Raw genomic sequence first — 16,511 nt, 5'->3', positions numbered from 1 at the left:
ATCCGGAGAGTTCGTGCGACGGAAACGATGGGTCGCGAGGCGGCCTCATTTCTTGAACTTGGACGATCGAGCCGTGGAGATTGGCCGCGATCATCAGGGTCACGCGAGGGGACCCGAGGTTCTGGTGGGAGGTTCGATCAGGTCCTGGATCAGGCCGGGGAGTGCCGTGATCCCCATCGGAGAGAGCTATGGCAGGACGTCGCCTCGTCGCGACGATGACTGGCGAGAGCGTGAAACCACAAAGGCAAGTCTCGGGCCGACAACCAACATATCCGACATCGACACCAAAAACGCAACACGTGATCCAACGAACATCAATCTTTCTCTATTACCAGGAAGGACTTAGCGAGAATTCGAAACAAGCCGCATCTTTCAGGACATTATCCGGAATTGGGACGGTTTTTTCTTGACACGAATCGCCGAGAGGTTTAAGCCACGAAATCCGGCAGGGCCTGCCCGAATCGCAGGATGGAGGCCACTTCCTCGTGCTTGAATCGACCGGTCGCGTGTCTCTACAATGAGAGATGTCGGACATCTCGGCGGATTGAAGGGCGAATTTAATCGCCGACCGTCGCGAGGTTCCCCTCGGCAGGGCGTGGCGCATACCGCGAGCCCGTCGATCACCACCACCCTCGGGTACGGATCACGCGATGTCCAACGCAGGCGATCGGATCTCACAGCTCCTCGACGAATTCCGACATTCCCGAGACGTGATGGTGACCGAATTGGGCAAGGTCGTCATCGGTCAGAACGACGTGATCGAGCAGATCCTCGCCTCGATCTTCACCAGGGGGCATGTCCTGCTGGTCGGCGTGCCCGGCCTGGCTAAGACCCTGATGGTCAGCTCCCTGGCCAAGATCCTCGATGTCGGATTCAAGCGGATCCAGTTCACGCCCGACCTGATGCCCTCGGACATCACCGGCACCAACGTCCTGGAGGAGCCCGAGGCGGGGCGACGGAGCTTTCGATTCGTCCCCGGCCCGATCTTCTCGAACATCATCCTGGCCGACGAGATCAACCGGACTCCGCCCAAGACCCAGGCGGCACTCCTCCAGGCGATGCAGGAACGAGAGGTGACCGTCGGTCAGGAAACCTTGCATCTACCCGACCCGTTCTTCGTCATCGCGACCCAGAACCCGATCGAGCAGGAAGGGACCTACCCGCTCCCCGAGGCCCAGCTCGACCGCTTCATGTTCGATATCCGGGTCGGCTATCCTTCCTTCGATGAAGAGAAGAAGATCCTGTCGGCGACGACCAAGGGAGAGACGTCCGAGTTGAAGAAAGTCCTCTCGGCCAAGGCGATCACCAACCTTCAGAAGCTGGTGACCTCGGTCCCGATCTCGGATTACGCCGTCGACTATGTCACACGACTGGTCCGGGCCACCCGACCGGCCGACGAGAAGTCGCCGCAGTTCATCAAGGATCTGGTCGATTATGGTGCGGGACCGAGAGCAGGACAGAACCTGATCCTGGGCGGCAAGGCCATGGCGGCGATGGACGGACGATTCAGCGTCTCGCTCGACGACATCCGCAAGGTGGCCATCCCCGTGCTCCGGCACCGGATCAGCACCAACTTCCAGGCCCAGGCCGAGGGGCAGACCACCGAGAGCCTGATCAAACGACTGATCGCGGAGATCCGCGAACCCGAGGTCCCCAAGTACGAACGAAGCAAGGCCTGACCGACCCGATCCAGGAGGCCCGACCTGCCATGTCGACCCAACGCACTATCCTGGAGCTGGGGCTCAAGGACGAAGGACGACTCGTCTCATCCGAGGACTTTGCCGACGCATCGTTCGAAGAACCCTGGAAGTATGAGAGGGTCGAAGGGAGGTTGTTGGTCTTGGCTCCGAGCGGCGAAGGACATGTGAACGCCTCCGAACCCTGGCGAGATCGGCTTGGTGCTTACAAGCTCGCCCGACCCGACATCGTGCAAAAGGTGGTCTCCGAGGCGTGGCTCAGGGTCGACAACGGGACCGACCGGATCGGCAACATCGGCGTCTTCCTGATCCCCGGCGGGCCGGTCCCGAAGATCCCCGACCGCGTGCCCGATCTGATCTTCGAGGTGGTGAGCCCCGATCGAGTCTCGCGCGACCGCGACTACCGGCTCAAGCGGGCCGACTATCATCGCTTCGGCGTCCGCGGATATGTCATCATCGACCGTTTCCGGCAAACGGTCTCTGTCCTGACCCACGAACCGGCGGGTTACGCAGAGCGTACTCTCTCCATCGGCGAAACCTATACGTCGCCCTTGCTGCCCGGCCTGGCGATCCCCCTGTCCGAGGTCTTCTGAGAAGGACATCCCTTGGCCAGTACCGCCGAAAAGTACCTCAAGCCCGAGGTCATCCGCCAGGTGGCTCGCCTCGACCTGCGCGCCAAATTCATCGTCGAGGGGTTCATCTCGGGGCTCCATGCCAGCCCGTTCCACGGCTTCTCGGTCGAGTTCTCCGAACATCGAAAGTATACCGCCGGGGATAACATCTCCGACGTCGACTGGGCCGTCTTCGCCAAGACCGATCGTTTCTACATCAAGAAGTTCCAGGCCGAGACGAACCTGACCGGCTACCTGGTGATGGACCTCTCCGGGTCGATGGGATACACCTATCGCCAGGACCTCACGAAGTTCGAGTATGGAGTGAGCCTGGCCGCCGCCCTGGGATACCTGATGATCCATCAGCAGGACCCGGTCGGGCTGATTGCCTTCGATCAGCAGGTCCGCCAGAGCCTCGCCCCCAAGAGCAAGCGGTCGCAACTGGGGAACATCCTCTCCCTGCTGGCCAGCCTGAATCCAACCGGGGAGACTTCGATCGCCAAGAGCCTCCACCAGGTAGCCGGGATGATCCGCCACCGGAGCCTGGTGATGATCTTCAGCGATCTGCTCGGCGAGGCCGAACCGATCTACAAGGCGCTCCACCGACTCCGACATGCCGGGCACGACGTGATCATCTTCCACATCCTCGACGAGGCCGAGGCCCTCTTCCCGTTCACCGGGATGCTCGAGCTGGAGGACAACGAAACACGCGAGAAGCTCGAGGTCGACGCCGACGCCATCAAGGCCGACTACCTCGAAGAGGTGGCCGCGTTCCGGGGCGGATATCGGAAGGAATGCCTGGGAGCCCGGATCGACTACGTGCCGATCCACACGGGCATGCCCTTCGATAAGGCCCTGATGAGCTACCTCCACAGCCGCCAGTCTCGGGGGTAGAATGGAAGATCTCTAGCTCAGATCCGAAACCTGGATCTCGCACCATGCTCCCTGAGATCTGAAATCTTTCCATCCGTCCTCATCCCAACCATCTCCGGGGCAAGGGTCGATCATGGATATCTCGCTCCTGCACGCGGGCCTGGCGGCGGGGGCGGCCCTGGCAGCCGTCCCGGTCATCCTCCACCTCTTCATGAGGCAGACGCCCAAGCATGTGATCTTCCCGGCCCTCCGGCTGATCCGCGAGCGTCACAAGCGATCGAAGAAGCGGCTCAAGGTCAAGAACTGGCTGCTCCTGGCGGCCCGGATGCTCCTGCTCGCCCTGATGGCGCTGGCACTGGCCAGGCCAACCCTCAACTCGGAGACCCCGCTGGGCGACCGCGAGATTCCCACCGCCCTCGCGTTGGTCTTCGACACCAGCATGTCGATGGGTTACACCGACCGGGGGAATACTCGCCTGAAAGAGGCGCAGCTCCGGGCCGCGGAGATCCTCAAGAAGACGACCGCGGACAGCGAGGTCTTCGTGATCGACTCGGCCTTGCCCGTACGACCGCCCGCGGTCTCTCCCTCCTCGGCCCGCAAGCTCATCGACGCCCTGACCTTGAAGGCGGCCAATCGACCGCTCAATGCGGCCCTGGTCCAGGCGGCCGGATCGGTCGCGGCCAGCAACCTGGCCCGTCGCGAGGTCTACGTGCTGACCGATCTGGCGAGTTCGGCATGGGATCTCGGGGCAACCCGAACCACCGAGGAACTGGAGAAGTTCCGCAAGGACAAGAAGAAGGTCAACACCTACATCCTGAAGTTGACCCCCAAGGAGGTCGTCGACGTCGCGGTGGTCTCGGCCGAACCCAGCTCGACCGTCGCCGCCGAGGGGGAACCGATGGAGATCAAAGTGACGCTTCGTTCTTCCGGCCCGGCCGACTCGCGAGTGGCCGAACTCTACCTCGACGGCCAGAAGCGGGAGCAAAAGCTGGTCGATATCCCCGCCAATGGCGAGAAGGAAGTCTCGTTCCTCACCCCAACCCGGCTCGAAACCGGCCTGCATCAAGGCAGGATCAAGCTCGGGGGCCGGACCGATTTCATGGAGTTCGACGACACCCGCTACTTTTCCTTCAATGTCCAGCCGGCCTTGCGAGTCCTCGTCGTCGCCGATCGGACGACCGCCCAGGACCTCGATGCTCAATTCGTGATGAATGCCCTCTCGCCTGAGGCTTCGGTCGGCGCCCCCGAAGGCGTCGGTACCCCATACAAGATCGACCGCGAGACACGTCCTCAATTCCAAGCACGACCCCGGCTCTCGACCAAGGATTACGCCTGCGTCTTCCTCCTGAACCTCGACCAACTCACGGATCGAGACTGGGCCCGGCTCTTCGCCTACGTCCGGGAAGGCGGCGGGCTGGTGGTCGCCCCGGGCGATCGCTCGCTTCCTTCGGGCTATGAGGGCGCGGCGGCGGCGTCACTCCTCCCGGCCGTTCTCGAGGCGAAGAAAGAGGCACCCGTTGGGACCAAATTTGGTAAGGCCAGCTATGACCACCCGTTGTTCGATCGCCATCCCAAGCTGCTCGACCCCGAGTTGACGGCCTGGCCGGTCTATCGATACTGGGGCGTCCGGCCGTCGGAGACCGCCCGGACGATCCTCCAGTTCACCGACGGCGCCCCGGCCCTGATCGAGCGAAGCTTCAAGGGGGCCAGGACCGGCCACGTCCTGCTCTGGACGACCCCACTCTCCCGGAGGTTCGACCGCGCCGAGCCGGCCGCCTGGAACGAGCTTCCCCTCTCCTGGGCGTTCCTCGACATCCTGATGCAGACCGTGCCCTACCTCGCGGGGACCGCCGGCGAGCGTTTGAATTACGAGGCCGGGGAGGATGCCGTCATCACGATCGACCCCGCACGGAAGGCGTCCACCTACACCGTCCAGGGTCCCGAAGAAGAATTAACCCAGCGCCTCTCGGCCCCCACGGCCACGGATACGCTCCTCATCCCCACCCCCTCCAAGGAGGGGCAGTGGGAGGTGAAGGGGACCGGCCCCGATGGGTCGAAGATGAAGATGGGTTTCAGCGTGAATGTCCCATCGGTCGAGGCCCAGGTGGTCGAGCTCAAGCCCAACGACCTCGATGGCCTCTTCGGCGGCAAGGATTACTACAAGATCGCGCTCGACGCCGCGAGCCTGGATCGCGAACAGGCCATCGGTCGCTATGGACTGGAACTTTTCCCCTGGTTCATGCTCTTGATCCTCGCCCTGGTCACGGCCGAGAACCTGCTGGCCAACAAGTTTCATCGCGACACCGCGACCGCCTGATCTACCCCGGGCGAGACCAATCTCGCCGCAGGTCAGCCCCTTCCTTACAATGGTCCTAGATAGCCCCCACGGAAGTCCAGGGAGGTTGGCTCGATGAGCATCAGCTTCAAACCGATCGGCGACTCGTGGGTCCTGGTCATCCTGGCCGCGATCGTCGTCATGGCCCTGACGATCTGGGCCTATCGCCCGAAGCTGCAAAGCACCCGAGGGGGCTGGCGATGGCTGGCGTTCGGGCTCCGGATTGCCGCCGTGCTGCTCTGCCTGTTCGCGTCGCTTCGCCCGTCGCTGATGATCGACGAGAAGCAGAAGCAGCAGAGTGCGGTCATCTTCCTGATCGACGATAGCGGGAGCATGAATCAGGGGGACGAGGTCGGCGGTCAGACCCGCTGGTCGATCGCTCGCAAGGCGCTCGATGAGGCGAAGAAGTCGGTCGAGGGGAAGTCCAAGGAGCTGGATGTCAAGGCGTACCGGTTCGACAGCGATCTGGGCGACTACAAGGCCGATGATCCCAAGGAGCCCAAAGGCCGGGAGACCGCGATCGGGGCCATGCTGCTCAAGGCCGTTAAGGAGGCGCAAGGGACGCGAGTCGCCTCGATCGTGCTGCTCTCCGACGGCGCCTCCAACGGCGGGATCGCTCCCCTGGTGGCCGCCCAGCAGTTGCGGGCCCAGCAGATTCCGGTGGTGACGGTGGGCGTGGGTTCGGCCGACGCGGGCAAGGGTTCCAAGGACCTCGCGGCACGCGACCTCGTTGCCGGCCCGACGGTCTTCGTCAAGAATCAGCCCGAGATCCGGGGGACCATCTCGACCCGGGGCTTCGCGTCCCAGTCGATCGAGGTCGAGTTGATGGTCGAAGGGGAATCCGGCCCGGTTGCCACCAAGACATACAAGGTCCCCGAAGGAGCCGAAACGGTCTCGGTCACCGGGCTCAAGTACATCCCGCAAACCCCGGGCGAGAAGCGGGTGACCCTCCGCGTGAAGCCCCAGCCCGGCGAACTGGTCGCGACCAACAATGAGATCAGTAGTTATCTGGACGTACTCAAGGGGGGCCTGAAGGTCCTTTACATCCAGGGGCCGGATTTCTCGTGGGAGCCCCGCTTCCTGACCCGGAGCCTCGACGCCGCCCGCGAGATCCACGCCGACCTCCGGGTGGTCCGGGAACCTGCGAGGGGAGATCAGGGCCTGCTGGACAACGCCGACTTCGCCCCGGGCCAGTATGACGTCTATATCCTGGGGGGACTACCCGCCGATCACCTGACGAAAACCCAGATCGGACTACTGAGGCAGGATGTGGAGAAGGGGGCCGGGCTGATCATGCTCGGGGGCCGGTCGAGCTTCGGGGCAGGGGGGTGGGCCGGGACCGAGCTGGCACGGATCCTCCCCGTGGAGATTTCCCCCAACGACGGCCAGATCGAGCCGGGAGACGAGGGCTTGAAGGTGGTCCCCGACCAGCTCGGCCTGGAGAACTTCGTCCTCAAGCTCGCGCCCAACGTCGCGGATAGTGCCCAGGTCTGGGCCAAGCTCGCCCCGATCACCGGTTCCAACCGGTTCGGACGCCCCAAGCCGGCCGCGATCGTGCTGGCCCGAGCCGGTCGCGATCCCTTGATGGTCGGCATGGATGACGTCGGCAAGGGAAGGGTCCTCGCCTTCGGGGGCGAGACCTGGCCCTGGGCCCGCTCTCTCGAAGACCAGGGGGTCGGCCGTGCGGCCCATGCCCGGTTCTGGAGGCAAGCGGTGCTCTGGCTCGCCCACAAGGAGAATCAGGGGGAGAGCCAGGTCAAACTCAAGCTCGACTCCCGGCGGGTCTCGACCAATCAGAAGCTCGACCTGACCGCGACCTCTCGCGACGCCAAGAACGAGCCGATCCCCGACGCCACCTACGAGGCGACCGTCACCAGGCTCGACGACAAGGGGAAGCCCATCGGCCAGCCCGAGCCCGTCCCGATGTATCCCACGGGCAATGATGCCAAGGGACCGTACTTCGCCAAGGGGGAGCCCGGCGAATATGAGGTGAACGTCAAGGGGACCAGCCAGGGTCAGGAGATCGGCACCGCTCGGGCCCGGTTCATGGTCTATCAGGACGACCGCGAGCTGGAGAATCCCGCCGCCGATCCCGCCTTGCTCAAGCAGATCGCCGAGATCACCGGGGGCGCGGCACTCAAGTCGGAGGAATTGTCCAAGCACCTCCGATCGCTCGGGCCGGAGGCCACCGAATACGTCTCGCAGACCGAGCATCGGCTCTGGGACAACTGGCCCTTCTTCCTCATCTTCTGCGGCTTGCTGACCGCCGAGTGGGCACTCCGCAAGGCGAAGGGATGGGTCTGACCATGAATCCCGAACTCGAAGCGGCGGGCGAGCCCGAACCCGCGCGGTCGCCCCACTACGCCTATGCGACACTGGCGGCAAAAGCGTCGGAGGATTGTCGCGGTCGGGCCAAGAAATCCAGGTTCAATCTTCGATTCAAGATCCAGCACATCATGTGGCTGAGCGTCTGGATGGCCGTGGTCCTGGCCGTTCGCGAGCCCTTGATCGCCTCATTACCGCGGGCAGTCGGGGCGATCTTCGTGATCTCGGGCATGGTCGCCCTCTTCCTCTTCGTCGGGCTTTATCGCGTCGCACTGCTCATGGAGGAAGGGGAGACGAAGGACGAATCGGTGCTGGTCATGCTCTACTGCCTGGCAGGCGACCTCTTCTTGTTCGTGGCGTTCTGCCTGCTCGATGCCCGCATGTGAGACAGTCCCGATCCTTTCCGGTGAGAAACCCGTTGCGGGAGGGATGCCTCGTCCTTCCCGAAATCGGGGCCAGGTTCAGGAGAGGGCCAGGGCGGGCGATCGGTCGATGTCGATCGCCAAAGGCGGCCGTTTCAGGGTGATATGGTGAGCCAGATCGGGATTCGCCTCGGGGAAGTCGCGGCGGGTGTGGACCCCTCGCGACTCTTCACGTTCGAGCGCCGAGGCGATCATCAATCGGGCGACGGTCAGCATGTTCTGCGAGGTCCACCCTTCGGGATTGTCGAAGACGTGGTTCAGGGCGTATCGGCACCAGAAGTCGACCTGTTCGGCGGCCTCGGTCAGGCCTCGGGCATCCCGAGTGATACCGACGGATCTCCACATCAAGGCCCGGAGCGAGTGCCGGATGTCCGCCAGGTCGAGCGGCTCTCGATTGGCCCTGGGCTGAGGGTCGGAGATGATCGGGGGGACTTCGAGACGATTCGGGCCGGATTCGCGCAGGAGCCCGGCGATGTCCTCGGCCGCCCGAGCCCCGTGGACCAGCCCTTCGAGCAGGCTATTCGAGGCCAGGCGATTCGCCCCGTGGAGGCCGGAGCTGGTGACCTCGCCGGCCGCCCAGAGGCCCGGCAAGGAGGTCCGCCCGTCGCGGTCGATCGTCACCCCGCCCACCATGTAGTGGGCTCCCGGCCGGACCGGGACCGGGTCGCGGGTCACGTCGAGGTCGAACCCCTTGCAGAGCGCGGCGAAGCCGGGGAAGCGTTCGCTGATGAATCCGGGTTCGAGGTGCGAGAGGTCGAGATAGACGTTGGGGTGCTGGGTCTTCGCCATCTGCGCGACGATCGCCCGGGAGACGTCATCGCGCGGGGCGAGTTCGGCCGCCGGGTGATAGTCGGGCATGAAGCGGTGGCCGTCGCGATCGCGCAGATAGGCCCCCTCGCCCCGGACGGCCTCGGTGATCAGGTGCCTGGACGAGCCGGCGATGTAGAGGACGGTCGGGTGGAATTGCATGAATTCCATGTCGCGGAGTTCGGCCCCGGCCCGATAGGCGACGGCGTGACCATCCCCGGTGGCAATCGCCGGGTTGGTCGTCTCGCGGAAGAGTTGCCCCGCACCTCCAGTCGCCAGGACGGTCGCCCGCGCCCAGATCAGCGAGGGGCCTCGTCGACGGTCCCAGACCAGGGCACCCCGGCATCGACCCTCGTGGGTCAGCAGGTCGATCGTGAAGCTGTTCTGCCAGATCCGGATGTTCGGCCGTTCTCGGGTCACCTGGATCACGGCCCGCATCACCTCGCGGCCCGTCGCGTCGCCCAGGGCATGAACGATCCGAGGGTGGGAGTGGCCTCCCTCGCGAGTGAGGGCGACCTGCCCGTCCACCTGGTCGAAGTGGGTTCCCCAGTCGATCAGTTCGCCGATCCTCTGCGGGGCCTCGCGGACGACCAACTCGACGGCCTCGGGATCGCACAGTCCTTTGCCTGCGGCCAGGGTGTCGGCGATATGGTCTTCGAAGTGGTCCACGGGGTCCATCACCCCCGCGATCCCGCCCTGGGCGTAGACGCTGTTGCTCTCGCGGACCTCATCCTTGGTCACGACCAGGACCCGGAGCGGTTCGGGGACCCCGAGTGCCGCACGAAGGCCGGCAACGCCCCCGCCAATCACCAGGACGTCGGTGAAGTGGTGTGGGAGATCCTGCGGGTCGAAGGCGGTCAGGTATCGTCGGGGGAGCGCCAGTGGAAGGAGCATGAGAGTCGGCCAGCCTTTCGCGGGGCCTCCGGCCTTATCGAAGGTCCCGGTTCCGCCCCGACCACGAACATCGAGAGAGAATCAGCCGCCGAGGGTCCTGGAAGACCAGCGGCGGCTTCGTAGGAAGTTATGACGCGGCCCACTCCGGGTCAAGCATCAGCAAGCCGCCGACTATCGACCGCTCGGGGCAGCCGGGGCGGTCCCTGGACGGTTCAGGCCTCGCTTGTACGCCTCGAAGCGGCGACGAAGTTCGGGCGGGGGGGACGACTTCACGCCTTCGGAAAGCCCCCCGGCCGTATCCTGAGGGATCGTGCCCCCCATCCGTTCGTTGCTGTTGCTGCTGATGGCGGTCGAGTTGAACTCGGGAGCCTTGCGGTTCGGGTCGAAGACCTTGTCCTCGCCCGGCTGGGCCTTGATCTCGCGACCGGGCCCGACGGGCTCGGACAACTCGGGCTTCTCGAACTTCTTGACGAACTGCTCGGCCTCGTCGCGAGACATGCCGATTTGCTTTTCAAGGTCGGGAGTGAACTTGTCGTCCTTGAGCAGATCCTGGAGCTTCCGGAGAGCCAGCATCGACTGCGGGACATCGGGAGCCGGCGGAGCTTCGGGGTTGGCCGGCGGCTGGTCGGTATTCTGGGGCAACGGCTCGGCGGATTTCTGGAAATTATCGCGGCCCGGGTCGTTCATATTGCGGTTTCCCCGACCACTCGGGCCGCCGGTGGCGTTCGACGAGCCTTCCGAGTTGGTCTGATCCTGCGAAGGCTTCGAATTCTTCGGCTGGTTCGGGTCGCCCCCCTGAGGCTGACCTTCACCCGGCTGATCCGACTCTCCCTGTCCTGGCTGATTTCCCTTCGTCGCCCCAGGCCGAGGCTTGCCGTTCGGATTCGTGGAAGGCTTGCCCTTTCCGGGTTGGGAAGAGTCTCCCTGACCTCCCGGGTTGGGAGCACCCTGGCCCGGAGTCTCGCCCGGCTGGGAGCTAGGTTCGTTGCCACCACTCGCCGAGGGATCGGGAGTGCCTTGACCCGGCCTCCCGCCGCTCGGCTGCTTCCCGCCCGGCTTCCCATCGCCAGGTTTTGTACCGTCGCCGGGCTGCTGACCTTCCCCACCCGAGGAATTCCCCGGTTGAGTACCGGGTTGTTTCCCACCCTCTCCCTGTGCCTGACCCTGGCCTTCTCCCTGACCCTGGCCTTGGCCCTGCTCCTGACCTGGGCCCTGTCCATGACCTTGGCCCTGTCCCTGACCTTCTCCCTGACCCTGACCCTGGCCTTTGCCCTGACCCTGGCCCGAAGAACTATCACCCTGTTGGGGTGGGCTCGACTGCGGGTTGCTCGGCTTGCTCGACTGCGGGTTGCTCGGCTTGCTCGACTGCGGGTTGCTCGGCTTCTGAGTTTCTCCCGGCTTCTGCTCGCTTCCGGGCTTCTGCTCACCTCCGGGCTGGCCCGGCTTCTGTTCACCACCGGGCTGACCCGGCTTCTGCTCACCACCGGGCTGGCCCGGCTTCTGTTCACCGCCGGGCTGACCCGGCTTGGATTCCGATCCGGGCTGACCCGGCTTCTGCTCACCGCCGGGCTGACCCGGCTTCTGCTCACCGCCGGGCTGGCCGGGCTTGGATTCCGATCCGGGCTGACCCGGCTTCTGTTCACCACCGGGCTGGCCCGGCTTCTGCTCACCACCGGGCTGACCCGGCTTCTGCTCACCGCCGGGCTGGCCGGGCTTGGATTCCGATCCGGGCTGGCCGGGCTTCTGTTCACCACCGGGCTGACCCGGCTTCTGCTCACCACCGGGCTGACCCGGCTTCTGTTCACCACCGGGCTGGCCCGGCTTGGATTCCGATCCGGGCTGACCCGGCTTCTGCTCACCGCCGGGCTGGCCGGGCTTGGATTCCGATCCGGGCTGACCCGGCTTCTGCTCACCGCCGGGCTGACCCGGCTTCTGCTCACCGCCGGGCTGGCCGGGCTTGGATTCCGATCCGGGCTGACCCGGCTTCTGCTCACCGCCGGGCTGACCCGGCTTCTGCTCACCGCCGGGCTGGCCGGGCTTGGATTCCGATCCGGGCTGACCCGGCTTCTGTTCACCACCGGGCTGGCCCGGCTTCTGCTCACCACCGGGCTGACCCGGCTTCTGCTCACCGCCGGGCTGGCCGGGCTTGGATTCCGATCCGGGCTGGCCGGGCTTCTGTTCACCACCGGGCTGACCCGGCTTCTGCTCACCACCGGGCTGGCCCGGCTTGGATTCCGATCCGGGCTGACCCGGCTTCTGCTCACCGCCGGGCTGACCCGGCTTCTGCTCACCGCCGGGCTGGCCGGGCTTGGATTCCGATCCGGGCTGGCCGGGCTTCTGTTCACCACCGGGCTGACCCGGCTTCTGCTCACCGCCGGGCTGGCCGGGCTTGGATTCCGATCCGGGCTGACCCGGCTTCTGTTCACCACCGGGCTGACCCGGCTTCTGCTCACCGCCGGGCTGGCCCGGCTTGGATTCCGATCCGGGCTGACCCGGCTTCTGTTCACCGCCGGGCTGGCCGGGCTTGGATTCCGATCCGGGCTGGCCGGGCTTCTCACCGGGCTGGCCGGGCTTGGATTCCGATCCGGGCTGGCCGGGCTTCTGTTCACCACCGGGCTGACCCGGCTTCTGTTCACCACCGGGCTGGCCCGGCTTCTGCTCACCGCCGGGCTGGCCCGGCTTGGATTCCGATCCGGGCTGGCCGGGCTTCTGTTCACCGCCGGGCTGACCCGGCTTCTGTTCACCGCCGGGCTGACCCGGCTTCTGCTCACCGCCGGGCTGGCCGGGCTTGGATTCCGATCCGGGCTGGCCGGGCTTCTGTTCACCACCGGGCTGACCCGGCTTCTGCTCACCGCCGGGCTGGCCGGGCTTGGATTCCGATCCGGGCTGACCCGGCTTCTGTTCACCACCGGGCTGGCCCGGCTTCTGCTCACCACCGGGCTGACCGGGCTTGGATTCCGATCCGGGCTGACCGGGCTTCTGCTCGCCGCCGGGCTGACCGGGCTTCTGCTCGCCGCCGGGCTGGCCCGGCTTCTGCTCACCGCCGGGCTGGCCCGGCTTGGATTCCGATCCGGGCTGGCCGGGCTTCTGTTCGCCACCGGGCTGGCCGGGCTTCTGCTCGTTTCGCTGCGGCCTGGAAACCTCAGATGGGTTTCCAGTACTTGCGTTACCGGGCTTAGGTGTCTCGGAATTGGACTGCGCAGCCGGGTTGGTCTGGGAGGGAGGTGAATTCTTGGCCTGGGAAACGTCGCCGTTCCTGGCTCCGTTCTGGGTTTGATTTGGCTTTGCTTGGGACGGATTGGGTGGCGTCAGATTGTTCCCTTGAGGGGGATTTTGCGGGTTGTTGTTGGCGTCGTTCGGTTGCTGAGGCTTTTCGAGGTTAAGATTCTTCGCGATCTGGTCGAGCCGCTTCAAATCTTCGGGCGTGGGTTCTTTTCCGGCGGGAGGCTGCTGGGCGGGCGGGCGTTCTTCGGTCCTGGTCTCGTTCATGGCCAGTTGACGGTCGGCAGTGGCATTGTCGGGGTTGTCGCCCGGCTTGCCTTCTTTGCCTTGCTGATTGCCGGCCTGCTGCTGGGCCTTGTCATCTGCACCCTTGGGCTGCTCGTCGGGCGGGGGCGGGGGGTTGTCTTTCCGGAGATTCTCCTCGGCCTGGGCGAGCTGCTCGGGAGGGAGGGGCTCGGTGATCTCGATGACCTGTTTCTCGGTCATAGCCGAGTTGGAGGTCGGCTCCTTGTTGTCGCGAGCCACGAGCCAGTACTCGACCTGCGTGCCGGGCTTGAGCTTCAAGTTCGCCAGGTCGAGGACTTCGGTCGCGGTGAACTTGCGCGTACTCGGCTTGTTTTCCAGGAAATCCTTCGAGACCAGCGGCTCGGACCCTTGCGTGACCGAGAGATTCAGGGACTTCACTCCGTAGTCATCGCCGGACTCGATACCCAGGGGAACCTTGCCGTTGCTAGGCAACTTGATCCGGGGGCCGGGCGTGACGAAACGAACCGAGGGCGGAGCGTCCTTGGTCGCGTGGACGTCGTAGACCACCGGCTCGGGATTCATCTGACCGGTGACCGTCTGGAATTTGATCGTATAAGACCCGTCGGCCTCGACCCGGAACCGACCGGTCAGGGATTTGGGATCCTTGGGATCGACGTCCATCCGGAACTGGCGATCCTTGCCGAAGTCGAGATAGCCCGATTTCGCGGGCTGATTCGTCTTGGCGTGGACGATGATATCCGTCCCCTCGACCGCGACGACCGCTCCCCCTTCCACCCCCGATCGGTTGGGGGTCCCGGTGTAGGCGGGGAACTTGTAGTCGACCGCGATTCCCGAAACCATCGGGGCCGGGAGGACACGAACCTTGTAATGGCGAGACTCGGCGTCGCCCCCGGTGATGTAATAGTCGAGACCTTGCTGAACGTTCCGGAGCGTCGTCTTCCAGGGATCGTAGAGATTCGGCCCCGCCGCGAACTCCTGCGGGAGGAAGAAGTTACCGCCGTCGACGCTGTAGTGCAGGACGACCTTCTCAGGTCGAACGCCCTTGATCTCGACCGAGAAAGGAACATTCGAACCGGCCACCACTTCGGTAAGCTCGGGGTCGTCACCCGGCTTGATCGAGTCCAGTCGGGTATTGGTCGGACGGACCACGTCCGCCAGGAAGGCCCGCTTGGCCGAGTCGAACAGGCTCTTGGGGGCTAGGGCAAAGTAGATGAAAACCACCATGATCACGCCCATCAGGGCGTACCAGGTGTGGAGGACCCGCCGCTGGTTGACCACCGACTCGATCTCGATTCGAGTCAAGTCGCCTACCGCCTTGGCTTCGATCGCCCGGAGGGTTCGCCTGGGCAACTGGTCGCGATACTTCCGGAGTTCGAGATAGCTGATCAGACTATTCTTGAACTCGGGATCGGTCCCCTCGATGGTCTTGGCGGCATAAAGTCCATTGACCCGGCCCAGGATCGGCCGGACGATCTTCCAGTAAGTGAACGTCAGACCCGCACCAATCCCGAGGAACAGCACAATCTGCCGAAACCAGACCGGCAACCCGAACGCGTGATCGAGGACGATCTCGGTGAACAGCACACCGAGCGCCGCCGTCGCCAGGGTCAGGCAGGCGATCAAGATGTCGGTTGTCTTGATCTTCGACTGCGTCCGGGTGAGTTGATGGTCGATGAACTGCTCGTACTCCAGCATCTTGCCGTTTGGCTGTGTGCCCAAGGCCATGGCGCGTGCTCCCTCGGCGATCGGCGGACCCGATGATGTGCGGTTCCAGTATTATACGCCCGAAGGCGTGCAACCGGCCAACAATCCGACGATTGTCGTCGAGAATCACACGCAATCGAGCATGAAGACCCGCTCAACGGCCCGACATCTGGGCTTCCTGGACCATCCGAGGCGCGACGGAAGTCAAGGTCTTGCCGTCCTTGGACTCGACTCGGGCCGTCGCAAAATACGTGTTCGGGGCGTAGTCGTCGATCGACCAGGAGGCGACAGCCCGGACGAATCCAGCACCGGGAGGGCCGAACGGCTCGATTGTAGCAATTTCCGTCCGGACGACCTTCCCATCGGCGTCATGCAGCCGAACGTTAACTGCGCCGACCTGTTCGACGAAGGAGGGGGGGATGGCCACCACGGCGCGGACCCTGGCCCGCTCGGACTGGGTCCAGGGTGTCTCCACCCACATCGGGAAAGTCGAGGGGCCGGCCTCCGGTAGATATGCCGGATCGAACGAATTCACCAATTCCACCTTGCCCAGTGAGGCCGGTTGCTGGACCGAGAGGGGGGACCCGTAGGCGAAGGTACGGTCGGTCCGACCTTCGCCATCGCCGCTGCAAAGTTCGGCATCCAGCGCGATGACCGAACCCGCCTTCGGGGTAAATTCCGGGAAGTTGGCCCAGGGAAGCTTGAATTCCAGCTCGGTGATACCCCCCTCGGAGGTGGCCCCGATCTCGACCCCCTTTAAGCGGACGTCGCTGGTGGCGATCCCCTGCCGGACGGTCCATCGAGGGTGGACCGTCGCTTTCTCGAACGCCGTGTAAAAGAGGTGGATCGCGCCGGTCGACCATTCCTGGCCGCGGAGCGAATCCCCGGTCCGGGCATCGAAATAAAATTCGACAGCGTCCCCATTCCAGAGCGATCCGGGATTCCCAATGTTGGCCGGCTTCTCGTCGAGGGTGCGAAGGCCGACGTAAAGCGCCTGTTCGTCCCACAGGTAGAAAAACTGAGCCGCGCGGTTCGTCAGATTGCCGTGGGAGTAATGGACCGGGGTGCAATAGGCACCCGACCATTCACGGAGCTTGCCATCGACGACCACGGGCTCTGTCGCCCGGACGACGAGGCCACGGACACCTTTTTCCAGGGCAACCGGTTTATCCTCGGCCATCGCCCCAATCGCGCCGAAAAGCAACAGCATCAGCCCACCGATCCAGGTGCTTCGCATCGGAGGAACCCCAATCAGAGATAGATAGGTTCGGAGAGAGTCCGACGACGAATCGTCCGCCGGGAAGGGCGATCCTACGAGTCCTCGAGACTCGAATCAACCAGCCGAGGCGGGCCG

At 64.6% G+C, this 16,511-nt stretch carries 9 protein-coding genes; 6 read left to right on the top strand and 3 right to left on the bottom strand.

What is annotated here, in order from left to right; genetic code table 11:
• Positions 1 to 713 precede the first annotated feature (713 nt).
• From P12x_RS17675 to P12x_RS17650, 6 genes are all read left to right on the top strand, one after another.
• A complete protein-coding gene (locus tag P12x_RS17675) occupies positions 714 to 1,679 on the top strand; it encodes an AAA family ATPase (RefSeq protein WP_435011683.1) in 966 nt (321 codons plus the stop codon).
• A gap of 29 nt (positions 1,680 to 1,708) precedes the next feature.
• A complete protein-coding gene (locus P12x_RS17670) occupies positions 1,709 to 2,290 on the top strand; it encodes a Uma2 family endonuclease (protein WP_435005741.1) in 582 nt (193 codons plus the stop codon).
• 12 nt (positions 2,291 to 2,302) lie between these two features.
• Complete coding sequence (locus tag P12x_RS17665) at positions 2,303 to 3,202, top strand: DUF58 domain-containing protein (protein WP_435005740.1); 900 nt, start codon at positions 2,303 to 2,305, stop codon at positions 3,200 to 3,202.
• Between the two features lie 112 nt (positions 3,203 to 3,314).
• A complete protein-coding gene (locus P12x_RS17660) occupies positions 3,315 to 5,498 on the top strand; it encodes a BatA domain-containing protein (RefSeq protein WP_435005738.1) in 2,184 nt (727 codons plus the stop codon).
• A gap of 93 nt (positions 5,499 to 5,591) precedes the next feature.
• On the top strand, positions 5,592 to 7,820 hold the full coding sequence (locus P12x_RS17655) for a VWA domain-containing protein (RefSeq protein ID WP_435005737.1): 2,229 nt from the start codon (positions 5,592 to 5,594) through the stop codon (positions 7,818 to 7,820).
• A gap of 2 nt (positions 7,821 to 7,822) precedes the next feature.
• Entirely contained in the window at positions 7,823 to 8,227 is a 405-nt protein-coding gene (locus P12x_RS17650; RefSeq protein ID WP_435005735.1) for a hypothetical protein, read from the top strand.
• A gap of 75 nt (positions 8,228 to 8,302) precedes the next feature.
• On the opposite strand, the gene nadB is transcribed toward P12x_RS17650, so the two are convergent.
• The 3 genes from nadB to P12x_RS17635 all read right to left on the bottom strand — a co-directional run bounded on the left by nadB (position 8,303) and on the right by P12x_RS17635 (position 16,394).
• Complete coding sequence (gene nadB / locus P12x_RS17645) at positions 8,303 to 9,964, bottom strand: L-aspartate oxidase (protein ID WP_435005734.1); 1,662 nt, start codon at positions 9,962 to 9,964, stop codon at positions 8,303 to 8,305.
• A gap of 171 nt (positions 9,965 to 10,135) precedes the next feature.
• Positions 10,136 to 15,178, bottom strand: coding sequence for a hypothetical protein (locus P12x_RS17640; protein WP_435005733.1), 5,043 nt, complete (start codon positions 15,176 to 15,178; stop codon positions 10,136 to 10,138).
• A 133-nt stretch (positions 15,179 to 15,311) separates the two neighbouring features.
• A complete protein-coding gene (locus P12x_RS17635; RefSeq protein ID WP_435005732.1) occupies positions 15,312 to 16,394 on the bottom strand; it encodes a sugar-binding protein in 1,083 nt (360 codons plus the stop codon).
• Between the last annotated feature and the right edge of the window lie 117 nt (positions 16,395 to 16,511).

It is taken from the genome of Tundrisphaera lichenicola (genome assembly GCF_051175385.1).
Classification (GTDB): domain Bacteria; phylum Planctomycetota; class Planctomycetia; order Isosphaerales; family Isosphaeraceae; genus Tundrisphaera; species Tundrisphaera lichenicola.
This window is presented reverse-complemented; position numbering and strand designations above follow the sequence as displayed.

Coding starts and splice junctions, on each gene's coding strand:
- P12x_RS17635 (WP_435005732.1), bottom strand. CDS start 16,394: ATGCGAAGCACCTGGATCGGTGGGCTGATGCTGTTGCTTTTCGGCGCG.
- P12x_RS17640 (WP_435005733.1), bottom strand. CDS start 15,178: ATGGCCTTGGGCACACAGCCAAACGGCAAGATGCTGGAGTACGAGCAG.
- nadB (WP_435005734.1), bottom strand. CDS start 9,964: ATGCTCCTTCCACTGGCGCTCCCCCGACGATACCTGACCGCCTTCGAC.
- P12x_RS17660 (WP_435005738.1), top strand. CDS start 3,315: ATGGATATCTCGCTCCTGCACGCGGGCCTGGCGGCGGGGGCGGCCCTG.
- P12x_RS17670 (WP_435005741.1), top strand. CDS start 1,709: ATGTCGACCCAACGCACTATCCTGGAGCTGGGGCTCAAGGACGAAGGA.
- P12x_RS17655 (WP_435005737.1), top strand. CDS start 5,592: ATGAGCATCAGCTTCAAACCGATCGGCGACTCGTGGGTCCTGGTCATC.
- P12x_RS17650 (WP_435005735.1), top strand. CDS start 7,823: ATGAATCCCGAACTCGAAGCGGCGGGCGAGCCCGAACCCGCGCGGTCG.
- P12x_RS17675 (WP_435011683.1), top strand. CDS start 714: ATGGTGACCGAATTGGGCAAGGTCGTCATCGGTCAGAACGACGTGATC.